The sequence below is a fragment of the Anaerosacchariphilus polymeriproducens genome (assembly GCF_003363435.1).
Lineage (GTDB): Bacteria > Bacillota > Clostridia > Lachnospirales > Lachnospiraceae > Anaerosacchariphilus > Anaerosacchariphilus polymeriproducens.
This window is the reverse complement of record NZ_QRCT01000050.1, coordinates 1-19,446: the sequence shown is the minus strand read 5'-3', so window position 1 is coordinate 19,446 and position 19,446 is coordinate 1. Positions and strand designations below refer to the sequence as shown.

Sequence of the window (19,446 nt, the reverse complement as noted above, 5' to 3'; positions counted from 1 at the left end):
AACTCCTTGTCTATAATGCTACTGGTGTTATCTTCTTCCACGCAAGCCAGCCGGAACCAGGCACTTTCTTGCGAGTGTATATGATTTCCGAAGTGTATGGTGTGTATACTTGCCAGATCGTGTCATAGTCCTGTGCTTTGACTTCAAGGATTCCATTGACTTCTACCGGTCTGTTCGTGCATCCTACACAATAATAATCACCAGTGTGCGCCACCTCATTTATATTCGCATTAGTTACTGTTCTTAAACCTCTTGTGTTCTGTTCGTAACCACTGTTGTTTATGTCAATCTTTTTCCCATATTGACCTGCTATTTCGTTTATTGCACCTACTAAGTTACTTTTTTCGGTTGTTGTAAGGTTTGCAAGAGTACCTATCAAACTGCGCAATGTCTTTATATTCTTTAACAGTTTTCCGAATAAAGTTGTATGTGTCTCACCGCTTGCTATATTCGTGTCTGTGGATGCTTCTGCAAATGTAACCGTGTTGTCTTTACTATCTCCTGTTTTATCAAGCTTGCCGTTTTGAAGCGCGTCTATATCTGCAAGGATTCCAGTCAATACTGTCTGCTCTTGCAAGTCCGCAATTAACTGTTGTAATGCTGTATAAGCTTCTTGGGAAGAACTTAACAATGTTTGTACTCCCTCCACAGTAGTTAGTCTTTTTACATTACCAGCACTGTAGCAATAAAATACTTCTCCGGTATCAGTGCAAAATGCGAATTCCCCGGGCAACATTTTATTTGCGTTGAAATTAGCCTTTAAACCTCTCCTATTTTGTATGGCCATGTTTATTCCTCCTCTATGTATTCTGTTAATCTTGTATCTTTGTACCCTTTTTGATAGCCCTTGATTTCAAAATCAAATTCAAGGTTTACAGCACCTTTCACAATAAAAAAACCCTCATGCTTTTCTGCATAAAGGCTACCGATTCCACAAGGCTGTATAAATACCTTGTAATCTTTTTCAATTGTTTCTAAAAATATAGGCTCAATATCGATTCTACATTCTCCGTTTTCGTCCGTCTTTCCGCTACCAATATCACCAAAGTAAGGTGTTGCTGTTTCATATGCGCTAAGTGCACGTATGCCATAGTGTTCGGTTTGTACGATACGGTTTTTAGTCCCTGATACACTTAAGCCACCAGTTAATACTAATGTGTTGCCTACACAATTCAACCTAGCATCATAGTCACTTGTGCTACCATCTGAATTGTGGAAGTCAATGTATTTACCCACTTCCATAACTCCGTCATTTTTCCCGATTCTTGGTATTGTTCCCCATGTATCTGTGGTTGATGATGGATCACTAAACCTATAACCGTCAAAGTAAATGACTGGGCTTTGGTCGATTCCTGATATATCCAATCGGTCAGCAAATATTTTCATTCTTTTGCGTGGCATTTCTGGTTCGCTAATTACTCCACCGCTTGTTCTAAAAAATATATAAGCCCCTTCGTCTACTCTACCAATTGTAAAACCTAAAGTAGAGCCAATGTCACCAATCAGAGAACCAGATATAAATTTTATGGAACTGCTACTTTGTTCGCCAACTACCTGTTTTATATATCCATCATTTACAATTGTCATGGATTTTACAGTTGTGTCTCCGCTAGCTGTCACATTAAAATTAGTATTATCGATTACTGCGCCTTTACATGACATTTGACCGCTTGAATTTACAATAAAATTATCATTGACATTGAATTCAGTTAAGACTTTTATCCATTCCGCATTGATGCCGATTGCACTTAATACATTTAATATTGCGTTGCCTTGCGCATCAAAACCAGCGTTCCAGGTTTGCCCTCCGTCTGTGGAAACTGCAAAAGCATCCGCTGTCTGTTTCCATACAGTCATTGATTCCGCTAATGTCGGTTTATTATGCATGTAGTAAATGACAGAGCCATCTGTTTGTACTTCTTCGGTTTTATACAATCCAAAACTGTGAGAAATAAGGTCATTAAAGCATTGTACCGCCACATCATAACTGGTCATTTCTTTCTTGACTATATTTCTTGTTTGTATAATTGTCTGTGTGTTGGAGCCAAATTCTGAACTGTTCGCTTGTGGTGTTTCAGCGTCACAAGTTATTTGTGTATTTTGTCGTATAGTAAAATTGACATTCGTTGCAAAGGTTTTGTGGATATTTCCTTTTCTATCAATGACAAATACAGCGTCCCCTTCTTCTATCAGTGGATTGCTTAAGCAAGATACCGATAAAGGTTGGAATGACATTCCTGCCATTCTTGTGTATAAATAAATAGCAGTTTCTTCTTCGAATCCTGCTGTATAAGGATTATCTTCTATTGCTAGTGCATAATCAGCAGTACCGCATAAATAAGCGGATTCATCATAACTCACTTTAATACCTGATATGTATACATCATTAATTGCACATGTTAAACTACTCAACTGGTACAAGTAGTGAGCCTTTGTTGCTTCAAAACTTCCTGCGTCGCAAGAATCGGTTTCAAGAAAAGAAAAGTCTCCACCGTCTTCATTATCTCCTGTCAAATAATAAGGTTCGTTTGCATCAAACTTACCGCCATCTAATTGAATGTTATTATCAACAAAAGCAGTATTGTCATACCATATTATTTCTAATTGGCCATTCTGGTCGAATCTTGCAAATTTCCCAATCGCTTGGCAGACAAAAGATAAGGCTTGCCTATATGTACAACCTTCTGGAAATGTACCATTAAGTATTAGCTGTCGGTCATAGCCATCAAAGTCCATTGTTTTAAGAGATACACCGCATGAGTCGCATATATCGGCTATTTTCGCCCCTGCTGCTAAACCACTAATATTTTGTAGTTCTTTATCTAACTTATACATGTTATCAAAACAGGTAATGCTTATATAATTTCCTATTTGTTCCGAAATGTCACAAGTAAACACCCCACGTTTAACATATTCGATTGTTTCGTCTGCCAGTTTTAAACCAATATACGGACGAATGACAGCACCTCTAAAGTCACTAGCGGTATATTTATCATTCGTATTATTTACTTTTAATATTAATTGATTGCACGCGCAGAACCCAATACCAAAACTACCACTATCGGTAGTTTGGCTTGATATTTGGATTCCACCGTCCCATATTTCTGTACTATCTAGTGTAAATGATGTGTTGTTTGCCAAAGTTACTTCTGCTTTGCCAAGAAAATTTTTATCGCCTTGCCCATACACTATATTATTAAATTCTTGTGATGCATTTATCATCTGTTACACCTCGATTTCACTAAATGATACCTTCCAATATACTTTACCGTCAGTTGTAAATGTCGTTGGGGTAAAAGTCCTGTCACCTATGTAAATGGTCATAGCAGTCATTTGGTATGTGTTGCGAACATCAATGTATTCGCATATTACACTTGTTTTTCCATCTACCGCTTTAGCCAGAGCAGAAGCTGTGTCCCATTCCATATTTGACCATTCAAGTGGGACACTTGACTTTACTGCTATAACATCTTTGTGCATTGTTCCGTCTAATGTTCTCCCGGATTCTTCGCTTGATAGATCAGATACAACTTGACTATAATTATCCGGCATAGGAACGGTTATTCCTGCTACTTTAAATACTGGGGTAAATTGCGCCATGATACTCCTTTCTACGCTAAAGCATTTTTGCCAGTCCTGCGTGTATTTTGTTTGTTATATTTAACCACTGTTTGATACACTGGTTGTCCGTCTAGGTTCACCGTGAGGTGAATATCTCCACCGCCACCAAACTCTTGCATGGTTTCCTTGAGCGCCTGTTTCATGGTGGATAATGGGGAAACAACTTCCGCTTCTCGTTTGTTATCTCCTAAGATAGCCAAAAAGTTACCATAGTTAGCAGGAACAACGGTTCCGGTTGCTAGTTGCGGAATTTGTGGAGCGTCTATCGTTGGTAATCCATTAAACACTTTACCTGCTACTGGAATGCTTATATTGCGAATCGTGTTGAGTGCTCCGTTGATTACTTTAAAAGGCACGGATATAACTGCATTGATACCACGAATCAATGTATTAACTACTGCCTTAAAAGCTTCGCCTATACCATCTTTTATCCCATCAAATACTTTTCCGCCTGTGCTGAATACCTCTTTTACTTTCTCCCATGCTGCGCTAAATGTATTCTTAAACCAAGTGCCTACAGACTCGAATGGTGCTTTAACAACGTCCCATACATCATTAAAAAATGATTTAATTGATTTTAACGAAAACGCTTCTTTTATAAACTTCCAAGCACCGTCAAATTTTCCCTTAAACCAAGTACCAACATCTTTAAAAGCGTCTGTTACATTTTTATATCTATCTTTAAACCACTTTCCAATATTTTTGAATATGTTTATAATATTGTTGTATGCCTCTTTAAATTTTTGCTTAAAAAAGTTCCCTATAGGACTTATGATTGCTTTAATTGCAGACCAAATACCAGCAAAAAATGTCTTGATTCCATTCCAAGCTTTTTTCCAGTCCAATGTAAACACTCCGACTAAAAAATCAATAATACCACCGATTGATTTTATTAAACCGCTAACAATTCCAATAACAACATTCACTAACCCTAAAAATATTGTTGATACAATACCTATAGCCTTGCTTAGTGGCGGCACAAACTTGTCAATAAACCATGCCAGAAATGGAGCAATTGTTTTCTTCCAAATTGTAGCAACTCCATCAATTATCTTACCGCCTAATTCGGCAAAGTTTTGTATTAAGTCCTTGAGCGAACCGTTCGCAATCTCACGCAACTTCTGCGAAATTTGAGTAATTACAGGAGCGAAATATTTATTGTAAGCGTTTAACAAAGAGTTGAATATTATGCTGAATCCTGAACCGATTTTCTGCAATGCTGGAGACACGTATTTGTCATAAGATTTCTGGATAGACTCAAATGTATTATTTACAACATCCTTTACAGTACCAACAATTACTGAAATTATTCCAATCGAGTTTGCTAGTGCGTTCTTTATCTCGTCTTTGTTTTCTTCGATTGGTGTTTTTATTGCGTTCATCACGTCATTGCCAAACTTATAAGCAATTGTAAGTAGTTCAAAAAAGGCGGTTGTAAATATAGCTATTATGTCCGCTCCAACTTGTTTGGCATCGTCACTTCTGAATACTGTGAATAGTTCGGCAAATAATTGTGTCCAGCTCCCAATAATAAGAGCCATCTTTCCATGCAAGTCGAATAGTTCAATTATCTTATTTTTTATATAGTCTGAGTTTTGCTGCAAATATTTATCAATGCTGCCAACGAAAAACTCAGCCACTGTCAAGCCAATACTTGCCATACTTCCAGCTGCTTGCCCCATAGCATACGATACGGACATAAGCCAGTTCTTAGCTGCGCTTTGTACTTTTGCATCTCCAAAGATACCAATAAGTGACTGCTTGATTCCATTAAGATGTCCCATGATCTCTTTAAAGTTGAGTTTTCCAATACTTGAATTAAAGCCTTTCATAAATGAGTTGCCAACTTCTACGGCGAGTGATTTTATTCTTTTGCCCAGTTCAGACATTCCAGAATCGAACTCTTTTGTATCCGGCTTTTGTACAGTTGGAGTAACGTTCATTCCATAGTTACCACCGCCACCACCTAGACCGCCTAAAGCGTCAGATGCATCACCAGCACTATCGGCTATATTGCTGCTTAAGACATTTAATTCATCAAATCCGGCTGTGCTTTTCTTTGCTTCTTTAGCTGCTTTTTTAGTAGCTTTTCCTAAATTTCCAACGCTTGTTCCTGCATTGTTTGCACCTGTCGCAACATCTGATACCGCACTTCCCATGTTTGACACCGCTCCGGCTGCGCTTTTAGATGCAGTCTTGATATTGAATAAAGAAGATAATACCTTTCCTGCTGTGGTAGCGAATGAAATCAATTGAGACATTACACCATTTAAAAACTTAACAACAGGAGTTAATATCTGTATCAATCCGGCTCCTAGAATACCTAAGAACTCTTTCCAACGTTCGGATAAAACCCTTGTCTGGTTCGCCCACGAATCACTTGTTCGGGCAAAATCACCCTGCGCCAACGCTGTTTGAGCCATCACAAAACTATATCTAAGCTGCACTTTTTCCGCTTGGCTCATTGCTGATATTGACTTTGTAATACCTTGGCTTAAAGCATATTGTTGTAGATTTGCTTCTGTCATGACAATTCCGAATTGTTTTAATGTTTCAGTCTCACCTGTGAAGATGGATTTTAGTGCCGTACTTGCCACGTCTTGACTCACATTATAAAAACTTGACATATCACCTGTAAGACCAGTCAATGCTATTGCCATATCGGACGCTGAACTCTGCGCTATTCCCATACCTACACCCATAGCCATAAAGGTTGAGCCTGCCTGTTTTGCTGTTAACTTCGACATACCAAATGCTTCAATGGAATTCTTTGCAAAGTCTTCCATCTTATAAGCCATATCTCCAAAAGCTGTGTCAACAACGTTTTGAACCTCCTGTAAATCTGACGCTGTTTTAACTGCTTGCTTACCGAATTCAATTACTTTGCCAACCGCAAAAGCTGCGCCTATCGCTTTCCCTATGCCTAAGAGCGAACTCTTTAAACCACTTGCTTGCGATTTAATTGTATTCGCTCCTGTTTTAAAGCCTTTTGTATCCACTTTTGTGTTAAATATGAGACTTCCATCAACTGCCATTCTCTCACCCCCTTGTTATGAATTCAGTAATTCGTTCAATTTATCTATTTCAGCTTGTTCCTCAGCGGAATACTTATGTTTTAAATCAATTAACGACTTGTTTTCCCGGTAAAAGTCTTTTTCTGCTTTATCCAACTTCTTACCTTTATTCTGTTTGCTGCGAATGTTTAAGACGGTTGTGAAAAGTCCTTCTCCTATCTCATTGAAATAACTAAGAAATGTCCACCAATGGAGATACTCGACCGCCCTTGTCTCAATGTTTGCTACCTTGTTAACCGCTGAAAATATCAGCTTTTCGTCTTGTTCCCAGTCCATAGTCTTTTTTGGTTGTTTCTGCTGCTGTGAATCTTCACCGCCATTAAGGAAGCAGACAGCTTGTTCTAATAAAGTTTGGTAATCTTCCTCTGTCGCTGTCTCAAGGTCTTCGTATAGGCAATCTAGCATTACTATTGATTTTTCTTGTTCTGTAAGTTCTGGATCGTTCCATGCTTGAAAAATTAAAAGAGCCACACGGAAATCACTCCGAATCGCTCTCTTTACACCATTAATATTTAATTCTTTTGGAAGTTGTCCAATCATTTAACCACATCCGTGTATTTGCTTATGCGCCTTTGACTCGCTTTCATTTCTTTTTTAACATCTTTCTCTATAATAGGAAGGATTGCATTTAAAAATCTTTCATACAACGGAACACCACCAACTAAAGATAATGGACTCTGACCGTTAAAAGCAATCTCAGCAACCGCACTATTAAAAATGTAATCTATCTGTGTATTAATCACGTTTTTAAACACCTCTAATGCTTTTACGGACTCCTCTAAATCATCTTTTACCGTGCCATCCGGTTTCAATTCAATATCTTTACTTTCTTCTTCTGCCTTCTCTATTTCTTCATATGCTTTTTTAATTCTCTCCAATATCCCCATATCACAAGGGTTAAAACGGATAACTCTTGATTCGTCTCCATTTATTGCAAACTCTTTATATCCATCATCAAAATTAATACTTTGCATAATATCACCTTTCTTTTCGACCTTGTATTTTGCGATTTAAGCCATTTAAATTATTTAAGGGTACATTTCTAAACCCCAAAATAGGGGCGGTGGAACTAAGCCACCGCTAATTTAGGCAGGAGTAAATTCTTTTGTAGCCATATCGAAAGTACCAGCTGTTCTATTCCCTCTGTATTGAATTTCAAAAGGAATTTGAACTCCTGCGCCATCTCCACCAATAGACTGTGGAACGACAAGAACATCTTCTCTGTATGCCCAAGTAACTGTACCGGTACTTGTTACTAATACATCCACTACAGTCGTTTCCAATGATGAACCAGTGGAGCGATTATTTACAATGCTTGCTAATTGTGTAAATAAAGCGTCCCCTTCATATGCATAGAAGGTCTCAACTGAACCGGAAGGTTCATATCCTTTTACTACTGCAGAACTTTCACCTAATATGTTTTTAGTAGTTTCTACGTCTGGATTCAACTCAATTGTATATTCTTCTAAATCCTGTCCTAAACGTATGTAAGAGGTTGTCCCACCAAAGCTTGAATCCAAAAAGTGCGCCAAATACTTTCTTTCAATTTTAATCGCCATCTATTATTCCTCACTTTCTAATGTGTATTGAGCATATATCTGAACCTGATAAGTTACACCGCCATTTATATCTCCGTTCGGTATTTCATAAAGCATTGCGTTTGCGCTGCTCATTTTTACTATCTTTCCAGTTTTTATTTGCTCGTTAACCGTTGTTTCTATTTCCTGTCCCTTGACTGTTTCCAACCAATAGGATAAATCCAATAAAAAAGTACTATTTGCAAGTCTGTCATAGTCACTAATCGACTGATTGACTGCATATAGTACAAAATTGTGTTGCCTTATTTGATTTCCTAAAATATCTTCGCTCAATAACTGGTCACCTGTAGATGATAGACCGAAATTAGTTGGTTCTGAATCGGTAAAATCTACATGAATATCATTTGTAAATTCTGTTATCTTTGGGTAATCAGTTAACATTTGCTTCACTACTTCAATTACATTCATCTTTACCCCCTGTTCGCTATTCTTTGAGCACCTTTCAAGATGCTTTTTCTGTGGTCTGTTTTCATTCGTTCAAACCATTTTTTCCCTGCTCTTGGGTGATTGCCTGTATTATATATCAAATCTTTCCCAGTAAGTACTTTAGACTCTCCCTGTGAAGCCCATGCACTGCCAGTAACAGATGATACCATAAGCTTTCCATAATATTGATACCTTGCATATGGTGCATTTTGTTTTATTTGGCCACTTCCGATTTTAGTTCCTGCTGTTGCTGACTTTTCCAACACTCCTTGTTTAAATGGTGTGTATGGAGCCATCAAGCGAATGCATTCGCTATCAATATACCTTTGCACTTTACCATTGTTCTGCATATTGTGGTTTTTCTTTATGACTTCTACTGGTTTAATATTTAGTTTAAAATCCATCCTATCACCTACTTACAAGATAATTGATAATGGTGCATTTTCTCGCTGCCAAATATCTTTTTATCAAACGCTGTTATTGTATGTGTGTCATACGTCTTGATTAAAGTTGACATTGATGCACTAATAGTGGCACTTGTCGCATTATCAAATTCAAAATCTATTACTCCATTCACCACCAAGTCTTTACTTGTTGTTATCTCTAAATCCGTAACATTGCTTTTAGGAATAAATATTACTACTGAATCAGCATTCGCAATACCACTTCTCATGACATTGGATTGCTTGACTTCATTCCAGAACACTCCATTGACTACTTTTCTCACATAACCAGAGGAACTATATTGATATAGTGTTATGTCTGCATTTGTGTACATATCAGCACCCCCTGTATAGTAATCCTGTGTCCGATAACCAATTATAAATAATTTCTTTTATCACGGCTTTCTTAGCATCCTCAACCGCTTGTCCTGTAACATAGCTTACTGAATATTCGCCAACTCTTTCAGATGCTACATTGGTATTGCTGTTAGAGTCTTGATTGTAAAAACTCTCTGCTAATTCACAGCAGCACATCTTTACTGATTCCGGTATATTAGTTGAGTCAATATTATTAAAAGTATACTGGTCAATCTTCTTCGTAGCTTTCATAGCATAATAAGGGAATTCTGTTTCTGCTATTGATGCCTGTTTACCTAGTAAGTAACTAAGAGAATAGTATGTATAATCTACATAAGCCATTATTTATCACCAGCTTTTGCTTTTGTCTTGGGTTGTTTTGCTTTTACTTGTTCTTCCTGCTGTTTCTTCTTTTCTTGCTCTCTGCGCATACGATTAAATGAAGCTAAACCCATTTTAATCACCTCCAATAAAAAGAGGACGGATAACCGCCCTCATGATTAACCAATTTTATGTTTAAATTCTATGATTCTGATATTTTTAGGATCATATACTCTTGACCAGTTCGTGCCTGTCTCTGCTTCTGCATTTGTAGGAGAAGGGCCTGCTACACTTGCAGACGTAAATTTGACTCCACGTGGATGCAATACGAAGTGTTGACGATTGATAAGAATATCATCCCCAGCCAAGCTATCTCTATCTGTTTCAGTTGGTGTGGGTGCTGCTCCATTTCCTAACCCAATCGCACCCTCTCCAAATAAATATGTAGTGTATACATCTGTAGCCACCGGGCAAGTATCGTCTACGATAATACGTTTACCCATGTAAGAGTCAATCTCTATATTTTCAGAAGGCTTAATTGTAGTGATTAAGTTCTGTTTCTTAAGTTCTGCGTATACTGCGGAATGTACCGCAAAAGCTGATACTTTTCCAGCTGCATCTCCTAATTTAGTCACAGCATCAATAAAGGTATTACCTGTAATTGTGGCGGCATCACCTGTTAAAGCACTTACGTCCAATTGGTTAGAAGCAAGTGTACCAGATGCAAATACACCTTTTAAGATTGCAAATAACAAAGCTTGTCTCCTCCGGCTCCAATATTCTGCTACTAAGTCACCTATCGCCATCATTGGGTCGGAACCAGCTAAAGCTTTTGCTAAATCGTTTGTGCTCCAAGCCTTACCACGCATAAATAGAGCTGCAACGTCTTGGCTTGCTGTGATTTTTTCCGGTGTCAATGCTGCGCTATCGCTCAATACTTCATCATCACCAGTTAAATCATTCCAGTAAGGCATATTAATAAGTTTACCGCCTGCGCTTGCTAAAGCGTCTAATTGCTGGTCATTTGAAATGATTCCAGACTGTACTAATGCGGACAATTCCGCTGTTCTTTGAATTACATAAGGGTTAAATACCTCAGGTACAATAACATCTGCTATTCTTGTAGTTGCCATATTTTATTCACTCTCTCTTTCTTATTTTGCATTCATTAGTTGTTTTGCAAGTTCCGGATTCTCTCTCATGATCTTCCCTTGCTCTGTTAAGTTAAATGTGTCTTTTTTCCAGGGGTTATTTGTAATTGATTGCTGCCCCTGGTTGGTGCCTTGAGCGAATCTAGGTGTGTCCGTTGAATTAAATAGATAATCATTGTCATTTTTCACAGCTTCAACCGCCTTTTTAATATCATCAGCTTGGTTTTTGCTTTCTTTTAAACTATCCATTTCCAATAAAGCCTTTACTGCCTTTGCGTTCTTTGCTCCGTACTCGCTTATAGCAGCATCTAGCACGCTATTAAACTCCATATCAGCAATCTTTTTCTGGTATTCGACATCTTTACTACTTAGGTCTGTTTTAAGGTCGTTAATCTGCTTGTTTAAAGCATCAATATCAACCCCGTCAAACCCTTCTAAAGCTTTCTTGGTTTCATCCAATTGGGTTTTTAGTTCGTCTCTGTCCTGCTCTGCTGCTGTAATTTTCGCCTTTTCCCTTTCAATGTCTTTCCCATTCTCTGCCATGATTGTTGCAATCTGGTCTTCTGTAAGTCCCATTCCTGTTAAAATCTCTTTTTTCATCTATCTTCTTTCCTTTCATTTTTAAGTAGTTTTAAGCCTGTTACTTTCGGCTCATGAATCGACTGTTTTAAGACTAATCACCTGTCTAAGGGCATAAAAATAAGACGTTTAACCCAACGTCTTCTAGGGAGATAAAAAGGATCACCTTAACCTTTCTGCATAAATTCTATAAATAGCTTCAAGATATAGTCACCGCCTTTCAAAAATGAGCATAAAAAAACCACCTAACATTTATTTGCTAGATGGTATTATTTTACTTCTTCTATTATTTCAATTTCTGATTGATTAAAGCCTATATATTTCCCTTTTACATCTATCGTGATACTATCTTCTGTAACTTCTTCGTCTTCTTCTGCATCATCAACACAGACAACCTTTCCTTTATATTCGTTTCCTTCGATAGTTCTCAGCTTAACAATAGAAGAATTTGCAAAATCCCATATATTAACCATTTTTATTCCTCCTTTACTGGGACGATATGAGTTCCCTTTTTACCATAGTGAATTGCAAACCTTTTTGTATTAGTCCAATCAGTTCCATTATGATATTTACCTACTATTTCACTATATGTAACAAATTCCACATTTGATATTACACCTGAATTCAATACTTTAACTTTTCCAGAGCCGGAATAATTATTTATAATATCCTGAACCGTTTCCGCATCGATTGTTATTATGCTTTGTGGAGTGTTTCCTTTTGCTGTTCTGGACCTCATATAATCGTTATATTGTTTTGTTCCTTCAACATGCTTATAATATTGCTGCTTACTCAATTTAGTGCTGTACTCGCTGGTTTTTATTCTCTCCTTTATTATATCACTTGGGTTAGTTTTTGCAATACCTTTCCCACCGCCGACACGGCCTAAACCATCACCATAGACTCTTTGTCTTTCTTGTGGTAGATCCATAGCATTTGCAAATTGCACATATTGTTGAGATATAGCTTGGTATTTAACCTTAGCAGTAATAATATCGTCATTATCAGCATTTCCACTCTCTAATAGCTTTATTCTCTGCCTTTGTGCTCGCATTTGTGTTTCCATTTGTCTCATGCGCTGTGTTGCTTCATATGCAGTATATTCTTTCCCGGCAAAAGACTTTTTTTCATTTTCTTTCGCATTCATTTTAGCTAATTGTTTATCTGTGTATGTACGTTTAGAAACTCCTTTAACAAATGGATAATAACTATGCCGGCAGTTAGCACCACACAACCCGGTTACAGTGCCTAAACCACATTTAGACTCTAGTTCAGACTTTTTAAATACTTTACCTTGCCACTCCTGGTGTGAAGGTCTTGCTGTGCCATGCCATGATACTTCAAAATACTCTGTATCAAGTTCTTTTGCGTGTATTTCGTTTATCTTGCCGGTTACTTGAGAAACTCCTGTCATGACCGCCCTTCTCGCTGCGACTTCTACTCTATTGCTCCATCCGGTGCCATAGTCTACGGTTCTTAAACCACTCGCTGTCATTTCTTTTATTACACGGTTGATAGTTGAGTTGTAGTCAAATGCTCCTGTTTCAATATCCATCATGGCACCATCAAGGATATTCTGAAAATATTCCGCTGTTGGTGTAAATACTGTCTTTCCTGCCACCTTAGTAGCGAACCCTGTTGTTCTCGTTATGTTCTTTAGTTCGTCAAGAGTTTGAGATTTAACTGCTTTAATGGCCTGTTGTAATTCCAAGTTCTTACGGAATGGAATAAACTCTGTCCCGGTAGCTTTGTATAAGTCTTCATCCCTCGAATAACCTTCCCCAATTACATCTTCGTACAGATGTTTTATTTCTGAATGAGACAGATCTAATGTCCTTTTGAGAATATCATCTATTGTCTTCCTTTGTTCTCCCATTTGAGTCAACCGGAACAACTGCCAATCCGCTGACCTTGTTATCTCTTTGTTTATTGCGATACGTCGAACAATATCGTCCATGATACGCATTTCAGCATCTGACAGAAGTCTTTCAAACTCCTTTGGCATCTTCTCTAAATCAGATGGTGTATACATTTAATCACCGCCTAATTATAAGTTTAAATAATGCTTCATTTGCCACCTTTAAAACATTGTTTAATAATTTGATTACAGGCAATAATACTCTCTTCATAAAACACCCCCTACTGAATAGTATCCGCTTGTTGCGGTATGTTTTTAGCTGCTTCTTCCTTAGTTTCTGAATACCACTTCACCCGATACTCTATCAGACTCATTACTCCCATTGCCACATCCTGCCTGTCCTGTTGCCTTTCCGTTGCTTCATCCACTAGAATGCTATCATCCCACTCAAATGTAACCTCGTTATTCAATCCGGTAGGTAAACCACTTAAATTTCCAACTACCTCCATGCAATAAACTAAATGCTTCAAGGCTTTTTCCAAGGACTTTTGTGTATCTTTTATGGTTTGATAGGACCGTTGCTTACTTGTCTTTATTTCCTCTGCTGTCTTATCTACATTCTGTGGATCCGATAATGTTCCGTAAGCCAGTCCACACTTAAATTCTATTTGCCGTAGTAACTTGTCCAATCCGTTGAATAAACTAACGTCTCTTATGTCCGGTGAAAATGTCTTTATTGAATCTTTTTCTGTATCTGATGAAAAAAACAAGCTTCTAAAAAGCCTTTCTTTTCCTTGCGGTAGTATTGGATTCCCATATACATCTAACTTAAAGCAGTCGATACTTGCATCTACAGCCAATTCAGAGCCTTCATACTCCCACAATATTCTGGAATACTGTTTGTCAAGTTCTTCCAAGTCTCCAACTGCTCTGGAATACACGGAGACACCTAAAGGGGACCCGGTATCAATCGTATTGGCGAAAGGCATCTTGAAGTAAGCAAATAATGGTTTCTTTATGTTTTGGATTGTAACTTCCGGTGCTAACTCTGCCCATTCTTCTACATCTGTCAATGGTATCTCTTTACCTAGATTGTCGCTATATTCAGCATTCGTATTTAGAAACGCTCTATTTTTTATGGTATATGTAGTCCCTACTAAAGAATGTTCTTCCAGCCGGGTATATACGTAATCACCTACGCTTTTTGTGTCCAGGAATACGGCTCCTGTTATTTCTCCTCTGGAATTTGTTGCTGTAGGGAAAAAGTAATCAGCTTGTGTAATGTCTACCTCGATATTCTCACCATTTGCATATGGTTTAAATACTATTCCTCCTTTAGCACAGGCATATTCTGTATATCTACGAATATCATCAATAACAACTTGATACTGCTCGTCAAGATATGTATTATTAACAACATTGCTTTCCATTTCCAGTGTTACCAGCCTAGCAATTTCAGCAGCTATTGAAGACGATAAATTGAATCCTTTTACTGTGCCACTTAACCAAGGTGGCACACCCTGGTACATTTTAGACCACAAGTCAACCGATACAGACATTTCAGGACTCGTTATAATATCAGTATCTAGTTCTTTTTCAACGGTTGTACTACTAAACAACTTACTTACCACCTTTCTTATGAGGTTTAATAGTTTTTCTAACATCCTACATACCTCTCCTTCTCCAAATTTCTTCTAATGCGTAACGAATAGCATCTATGTGATGGTTATTTGCATCTGGATAACCGCTCAATACATTTCCTTCTTTATCTCTTTCATATTCATAGTCTAGAAACTCTGTCGCTGTGTTAGGTGTCCTTGTATTATCAATAATGATTTCACTTAGTGATTGCAGCCATTTCATTGAGTACTCAACACTATTGGGACCCTTTATCGCTCCTCTTGCAAACAAACCATATGATCTATAATCCTCAATGGACTTATTCTCTGCACTATCACATACAATCTTGTCATTAGGGTTTATTCCATGTTCTTCTTTCAATATCTTTGCTGTTTTCTCGTTGCTGGTCTTGTTTCTTCTATCTTCATCCAAGATATAAAGTTTGTGTTGCTGCGCATTGTAATAGACTTTATTAAATGTCCACGGGTCCGGATACCAACCCCAGTCAACTCCAAAGTACAATCTATCAAATGTTGCAGCTTCTTCATTTGTTATTGTTCTGACGGTAAGGTTATCAAAGATATTACCTCCTGTACCATTTGCAACACCCATGTATTCATTTTCGTATGCTGTTGGATTGACTTCTTTTAAAAACTCTGCTTCATCAATGAACGGTTTTCCTAGCCATTGTTTTGGAACGTCTAAATAAGTACTATGTGTTATCAGCCTGTTAGCTTTTGGAACCTTAATATATTTATTTGCCCAGTTTATAGCACTTTTAGGAGGGTTAAACGACTTAAATATATAAGCTTTCTCACCGCCACGGATTAGGGACTGTTCCATATTACGAACTTGTTCCGCTCCTTTAAACTGGTCTAATTCTTCAAACCACGCAACTCCAATATAACCAAATGGTGCTTTAATTGATTTAATCTTGAATGGATCGTCTGCTCCACGAAAGAATATCTTTTGCCCTGTACTTTTCTTTGTGATTTCCAAAGGAGAAGTAGTACATTTGTATTCGTCCTCAAGTCCTAGTGCTGATATTGCCCATAGCATTTGTTGATATACTGAATCCCTTAATGTATCTTTTACCTGTCTTAAGACACAGGCATGCATATCTGGATTCTTTTCAATTAAGTCAATTACCTCTGTACTGATAAATGAAGATTTTGTAGAACCACGACCACCCGGGAATACATATTCTGTATGTTCCTGATTTTCTATATCAAATATGACTTTGCTAAATGCCGGCGCAACCATTGTGGCAGGAATACCGGAATATTTAACTCCTTCGTTCCGTTCCTCTGGTTCCAACTTCTTGCGTTCCATTTCCAGCTTTAGCTTGTCAAATTCTATCTTGTGCTTGTCCATTGGGTTATACATGAAATGTTTATCAAGCCAGTCAAGAGATTTCTGTTTGTCAGCCAGCTTGATGCTGACTCCTTCTCTGCCTTGTTTTACCTCTTGTATAAGTTGAGTGTCTACATTAGAGGATTCTTTGAAATCGACATAATTTACTTCAAACTCACTTCCATCATTCTCGATTGTCTTTCTGCCAAAGTTAAGATAATCACCTATGTCTGAAAAGGCTATCTTCATGTGCATTTCTACTATGTCTGATTCACTAGCTACTATTTGCTGACGTTTAATCTCCTTGAGTCTCTCTATTTCCTTCTTGACACAAGGCTTCACAAGCATTTTATACCCTTCTGCATTTGCTACATCATAACTGCGTCCGTAGGCTTTCAAGTAACTCTGCGTTGCATTAAATGTCTTACTGTAATAAATGCAAAAAAGCCTTTGTTCATGAGTGAGGTCTTCATTTAACATTGTTTCCCTCGTCCCATCATCAAAAGCTTTCCTGCTTGCATTGCATTGCGTTGCATTGCATTCCCATTTATCTCTTGCTTTCCAACTACGAACTGTAGTAACCGGAATGTTTAACTGACTTGCAATCTCAGTTAATTCTATACCCTGATTACTTTTATATATTTCAAATGCTTTATCTCTGTTTGGATCTCTTGCTCTTGCCATTTATCACCACCATCCTATGTTATTATTTTATCTAAGCATAAAAGCACAGTACAAAAACACGTTATTATTAAAAATATATACCGAAAAGCACCATCTTGTTTATGTGCAACAAATTCCTTTAGTCCTCCGTATATTACTATCAAATAAATGGTTAATAATATCCAAGCTATGTACTCCATGTATTCACCCCTTTAACCTTTCTATTTCTTCTTCTAATTCTTCTATTCTTCGCTCCATTGCACTGATTTGTATTGATGCCCTAATAATTATCTCCAAGTCTTTTTCTGCTTCATGATTCAATTCGTCAATAATTATATTTTTCCTAAACATCAAAAGACACATAATCGCATAAACTACAACATATATTAAAAATACACCTATATTCATTTTCTCACGACTCCTTTATTTACTAACCGGCATATTGCCAAATGCAACCGCCTGCTGTTTTTGCTTTTCCTTTACACACCTTTGTGATATCCGATTGATTCGTTCCTGTCTCTCGCTCTGCATGGTATGTGCTATAGTAGGTTTTTATGTAATCTCCTGTTTTTGTGAATTGGGAAATTACTTTTCCATTCGTTTTTCTGTTCAATACACTATAAGCATGTTGTTTGTTTTCGCTTGATGTATTCCATTCGAGATTATTAATATGGTTATTGGTCTTATTTCCGTCCTTATGGTTTACTTCTTGTTTGTTTTCTTGATTGTCAATAAAGGTAAGTGCCACAAGCCTATGAATTAACATGTTTTTCTGTTTTCCATTATCATATAAAGCAACTAGCAAATAACCATTTGTGTGTACAAGTGGTTTTAATATTCTTTCTTTTATTGTTTGTTCTTTGCCGTCGCTACGCATAATAACCCTTTTAAGACTTTTAATTCTTCCTATGTTGCTTACTTGGTATGACCCCTTATATCCTTCTATGTCTTTCCATATCTCCATTTTCTATCTCTCCATTCTACACATAAAAATAGGCACAGCTTTTCGCCATGCCTTGATTAAAAGTTATGAAGAGTTCGGGAACATACCCCGATATGCGTTACTCTTGTTTTATTATATTGCTGTTCGTTCCTTGACTGTCCGCTTAGTCGCTTTTTTTGAAACGTTGTTTTTCCCTCCTGTACTAGACAGGCACTACCTTTTTAAATTTATAGAGCTACCTTTTACAGTAGCCCTTTTGAGGATTTGAATAATAAGATTGCATTTCTGTTTTTCGGGAACAGCTTGCATTTGTTTTTATTATTACTATACCATTATCTCACGTTTTTTTATAAACTTCTATTAACTCATGGATACTTTTGTATACTAACTTTTTGTTTTCTTAACTTTTTCAAATTCTAATAATGCCATTCCATGAATCTTTCTTGCCCATATGTATGAGATTCCCATCTCAACTGCTGATTGTTCCAATGTCTTATTGTTTATGTACCGTTTTATTAAGATTGTTCTTTCCCTTATGCCCTTTATCTGCTTTATGATGCTTATTATTTCCCTTTTTAAGTCTACTAGTTCGTCTATGAGGTCGTTTATCTCATTTTCAAGGTCTGCAATCTTTACTACTGTATTCCCTACCTTGTCACTTGTTCCGCTACCATGTGGCTCGTCTGAATATGTAACGGATATATTAGTTGCCATTGCTCTAAGCCTGTCCACTTCCTCCTGATTGCTGTTTATTAAGTCGTCTATGTCTTTTAACTGATACAAATATTCCTTTGCTGTCATATTACACCTCACTATCTAAATATCTTCTACATGAACCAATCTCAATAATATCATCAACCACAAAATCTTTAAAATCGGCTTTATAACCATTAATGTGTTCTTTTACATCTTCCAAATCTTCGCACCATTCAATATTTATTTCTCCGTTTTCTTCAAAATGTGAAACAACTAAGAATGGTTTTTCTGGTCTTGTAAAAATATTATTTGTGTCCATACTATTACACCTCACTCTCTAAGCCTTGCCTATGTATTTAACATTTTCACAGGGTGCAGCACTTGTATGCCCCGACTTTTCGATAAGAAAACAACGCGATTTAACATCTAGGTCATAATCTTCCACATTTTCTATTATCTTTTCCGTACCATCCGTAAATTCTATTTTTATATCGAACATATTTACACCTCATTTCTGTTTGATAACCCAAGCAAGTAATCACTTGTAACTCGGAAGTATTGTGCAAGCTTTATTATTTTTTCTCCTGTTGGTTCAGAAACACCTCGCTCATAGAAGCTAATCATATTCGCCGATATGCCTGTATCTTTCTGCACCTTCGCCATTGACACATTTTTCTCAAACCTAAGTTCTTTTAAACGTTCTTTAAATTGACTTCTAACCAACATCTTTATCCCTCCCGAAT

General features: G+C 37.2%; 23 protein-coding genes. All 23 read right to left on the bottom strand.

The window, feature by feature from the left end:
- Window positions 1-10: 10 nt before the first annotated feature.
- On the bottom strand, window positions 11-631 hold the full coding sequence (locus tag DWV06_RS15520; protein ID WP_162300660.1) for a pyocin knob domain-containing protein: 621 nt from the start codon (window positions 629-631) through the stop codon (window positions 11-13).
- A gap of 158 nt (window positions 632-789) precedes the next feature.
- Entirely contained in the window at window positions 790-2,898 is a 2,109-nt protein-coding gene (locus tag DWV06_RS15515; RefSeq protein WP_147289873.1) for a hypothetical protein, read from the bottom strand.
- A gap of 327 nt (window positions 2,899-3,225) precedes the next feature.
- Window positions 3,226-3,600 (bottom strand): DUF6711 family protein, encoded by a 375-nt coding sequence (locus DWV06_RS15510; protein WP_115483106.1) that lies wholly within the window; start codon window positions 3,598-3,600, stop codon window positions 3,226-3,228.
- A gap of 11 nt (window positions 3,601-3,611) precedes the next feature.
- Window positions 3,612-6,656 (bottom strand): phage tail protein, encoded by a 3,045-nt coding sequence (locus DWV06_RS15505; RefSeq protein ID WP_115483105.1) that lies wholly within the window; start codon window positions 6,654-6,656, stop codon window positions 3,612-3,614.
- A gap of 15 nt (window positions 6,657-6,671) precedes the next feature.
- The gene (locus DWV06_RS15500; protein WP_115483104.1) at window positions 6,672-7,235 is read right to left on the bottom strand and encodes a Gp15 family bacteriophage protein; all 564 of its coding nucleotides are present in this window, start codon (window positions 7,233-7,235) and stop codon (window positions 6,672-6,674) included.
- Window positions 7,232-7,669 (bottom strand): hypothetical protein, encoded by a 438-nt coding sequence (locus tag DWV06_RS15495; protein ID WP_115483103.1) that lies wholly within the window; start codon window positions 7,667-7,669, stop codon window positions 7,232-7,234. The genes DWV06_RS15500 and DWV06_RS15495 overlap by 4 nt, the downstream gene beginning before the upstream one ends.
- Window positions 7,670-7,780: 111 nt before the next feature.
- On the bottom strand, window positions 7,781-8,254 hold the full coding sequence (locus DWV06_RS15490) for a hypothetical protein (protein WP_115483102.1): 474 nt from the start codon (window positions 8,252-8,254) through the stop codon (window positions 7,781-7,783).
- 3 nt (window positions 8,255-8,257) lie between these two features.
- Window positions 8,258-8,701, bottom strand: a complete 444-nt coding sequence (locus tag DWV06_RS15485; RefSeq protein ID WP_115483101.1) for a hypothetical protein — start codon at window positions 8,699-8,701, stop codon at window positions 8,258-8,260.
- A gap of 2 nt (window positions 8,702-8,703) precedes the next feature.
- Complete coding sequence (locus DWV06_RS15480; RefSeq protein WP_115483100.1) at window positions 8,704-9,123, bottom strand: minor capsid protein; 420 nt, start codon at window positions 9,121-9,123, stop codon at window positions 8,704-8,706.
- Between the two features lie 8 nt (window positions 9,124-9,131).
- Window positions 9,132-9,497: a DUF6751 family protein gene (locus tag DWV06_RS15475; protein WP_115483099.1), complete on the bottom strand. Its 366-nt coding sequence runs from the start codon at window positions 9,495-9,497 to the stop codon at window positions 9,132-9,134.
- A gap of 1 nt (window position 9,498) precedes the next feature.
- Complete coding sequence (locus DWV06_RS15470; protein ID WP_115483098.1) at window positions 9,499-9,861, bottom strand: head-tail connector protein; 363 nt, start codon at window positions 9,859-9,861, stop codon at window positions 9,499-9,501.
- Window positions 9,862-10,019: 158 nt separating this feature from the next.
- On the bottom strand, window positions 10,020-10,973 hold the full coding sequence (locus tag DWV06_RS15465; protein WP_115483097.1) for a major capsid protein: 954 nt from the start codon (window positions 10,971-10,973) through the stop codon (window positions 10,020-10,022).
- Window positions 10,974-10,994: 21 nt separating this feature from the next.
- Entirely contained in the window at window positions 10,995-11,591 is a 597-nt protein-coding gene (locus tag DWV06_RS15460) for a phage scaffolding protein (RefSeq protein WP_115483096.1), read from the bottom strand.
- 248 nt (window positions 11,592-11,839) lie between these two features.
- Window positions 11,840-12,043 carry a hypothetical protein gene (locus tag DWV06_RS15455; protein ID WP_115483095.1) on the bottom strand — a complete coding sequence of 68 codons (204 nt, stop codon included), beginning with the start codon at window positions 12,041-12,043 and terminating at the stop codon, window positions 11,840-11,842.
- Between the two features lie 2 nt (window positions 12,044-12,045).
- On the bottom strand, window positions 12,046-13,602 hold the full coding sequence (locus DWV06_RS15450) for a phage minor capsid protein (RefSeq protein WP_162300659.1): 1,557 nt from the start codon (window positions 13,600-13,602) through the stop codon (window positions 12,046-12,048).
- 107 nt (window positions 13,603-13,709) lie between these two features.
- Window positions 13,710-15,047 carry a phage portal protein gene (locus DWV06_RS15445; RefSeq protein WP_235828985.1) on the bottom strand — a complete coding sequence of 446 codons (1,338 nt, stop codon included), beginning with the start codon at window positions 15,045-15,047 and terminating at the stop codon, window positions 13,710-13,712.
- A 46-nt stretch (window positions 15,048-15,093) separates the two neighbouring features.
- Window positions 15,094-17,085 carry a PBSX family phage terminase large subunit gene (locus DWV06_RS15440; protein ID WP_115483093.1) on the bottom strand — a complete coding sequence of 664 codons (1,992 nt, stop codon included), beginning with the start codon at window positions 17,083-17,085 and terminating at the stop codon, window positions 15,094-15,096.
- 183 nt (window positions 17,086-17,268) lie between these two features.
- Complete coding sequence (locus DWV06_RS15435; protein ID WP_115483092.1) at window positions 17,269-17,472, bottom strand: hypothetical protein; 204 nt, start codon at window positions 17,470-17,472, stop codon at window positions 17,269-17,271.
- 22 nt (window positions 17,473-17,494) lie between these two features.
- Window positions 17,495-18,028, bottom strand: coding sequence for an NUMOD4 domain-containing protein (locus DWV06_RS15430; protein ID WP_115483091.1), 534 nt, complete (start codon window positions 18,026-18,028; stop codon window positions 17,495-17,497).
- A 363-nt stretch (window positions 18,029-18,391) separates the two neighbouring features.
- Complete coding sequence (locus DWV06_RS15425; RefSeq protein ID WP_115483090.1) at window positions 18,392-18,808, bottom strand: DUF1492 domain-containing protein; 417 nt, start codon at window positions 18,806-18,808, stop codon at window positions 18,392-18,394.
- 1 nt (window position 18,809) lies between these two features.
- The gene (locus DWV06_RS15420; RefSeq protein WP_115483089.1) at window positions 18,810-19,022 is read right to left on the bottom strand and encodes a hypothetical protein; all 213 of its coding nucleotides are present in this window, start codon (window positions 19,020-19,022) and stop codon (window positions 18,810-18,812) included.
- Window positions 19,023-19,040: 18 nt separating this feature from the next.
- Window positions 19,041-19,202: a hypothetical protein gene (locus DWV06_RS18450; protein WP_155522642.1), complete on the bottom strand. Its 162-nt coding sequence runs from the start codon at window positions 19,200-19,202 to the stop codon at window positions 19,041-19,043.
- Window positions 19,203-19,204: 2 nt separating this feature from the next.
- The coding region (locus DWV06_RS15415; protein WP_205027776.1) for a helix-turn-helix domain-containing protein at window positions 19,205-19,446 on the bottom strand (242 nt) is incomplete at its 5' end.

What these genes read in the sequence shown, in the direction of transcription:
- DWV06_RS15510 (WP_115483106.1), bottom strand. Translation starts at nt 3,600, where the DNA reads ATGGCGCAATTTACCCCAGTATTTAAAGTAGCAGGAATAACCGTTCCT.
- DWV06_RS15505 (WP_115483105.1), bottom strand. Translation starts at nt 6,656, where the DNA reads ATGGCAGTTGATGGAAGTCTCATATTTAACACAAAAGTGGATACAAAA.
- DWV06_RS15500 (WP_115483104.1), bottom strand. Translation starts at nt 7,235, where the DNA reads ATGATTGGACAACTTCCAAAAGAATTAAATATTAATGGTGTAAAGAGA.
- DWV06_RS15495 (WP_115483103.1), bottom strand. Translation starts at nt 7,669, where the DNA reads ATGCAAAGTATTAATTTTGATGATGGATATAAAGAGTTTGCAATAAAT.
- DWV06_RS15490 (WP_115483102.1), bottom strand. Translation starts at nt 8,254, where the DNA reads ATGGCGATTAAAATTGAAAGAAAGTATTTGGCGCACTTTTTGGATTCA.
- DWV06_RS15485 (WP_115483101.1), bottom strand. Translation starts at nt 8,701, where the DNA reads ATGAATGTAATTGAAGTAGTGAAGCAAATGTTAACTGATTACCCAAAG.
- DWV06_RS15480 (WP_115483100.1), bottom strand. Translation starts at nt 9,123, where the DNA reads ATGGATTTTAAACTAAATATTAAACCAGTAGAAGTCATAAAGAAAAAC.
- DWV06_RS15475 (WP_115483099.1), bottom strand. Translation starts at nt 9,497, where the DNA reads ATGTACACAAATGCAGACATAACACTATATCAATATAGTTCCTCTGGT.
- DWV06_RS15470 (WP_115483098.1), bottom strand. Translation starts at nt 9,861, where the DNA reads ATGGCTTATGTAGATTATACATACTATTCTCTTAGTTACTTACTAGGT.
- DWV06_RS15465 (WP_115483097.1), bottom strand. Translation starts at nt 10,973, where the DNA reads ATGGCAACTACAAGAATAGCAGATGTTATTGTACCTGAGGTATTTAAC.
- DWV06_RS15460 (WP_115483096.1), bottom strand. Translation starts at nt 11,591, where the DNA reads ATGAAAAAAGAGATTTTAACAGGAATGGGACTTACAGAAGACCAGATT.
- DWV06_RS15455 (WP_115483095.1), bottom strand. Translation starts at nt 12,043, where the DNA reads ATGGTTAATATATGGGATTTTGCAAATTCTTCTATTGTTAAGCTGAGA.
- DWV06_RS15450 (WP_162300659.1), bottom strand. Translation starts at nt 13,602, where the DNA reads ATGTATACACCATCTGATTTAGAGAAGATGCCAAAGGAGTTTGAAAGA.
- DWV06_RS15440 (WP_115483093.1), bottom strand. Translation starts at nt 17,085, where the DNA reads ATGGCAAGAGCAAGAGATCCAAACAGAGATAAAGCATTTGAAATATAT.
- DWV06_RS15435 (WP_115483092.1), bottom strand. Translation starts at nt 17,472, where the DNA reads ATGAATATAGGTGTATTTTTAATATATGTTGTAGTTTATGCGATTATG.
- DWV06_RS15430 (WP_115483091.1), bottom strand. Translation starts at nt 18,028, where the DNA reads ATGGAGATATGGAAAGACATAGAAGGATATAAGGGGTCATACCAAGTA.
- DWV06_RS15425 (WP_115483090.1), bottom strand. Translation starts at nt 18,808, where the DNA reads ATGACAGCAAAGGAATATTTGTATCAGTTAAAAGACATAGACGACTTA.
- DWV06_RS15420 (WP_115483089.1), bottom strand. Translation starts at nt 19,022, where the DNA reads ATGGACACAAATAATATTTTTACAAGACCAGAAAAACCATTCTTAGTT.
- DWV06_RS18450 (WP_155522642.1), bottom strand. Translation starts at nt 19,202, where the DNA reads ATGTTCGATATAAAAATAGAATTTACGGATGGTACGGAAAAGATAATA.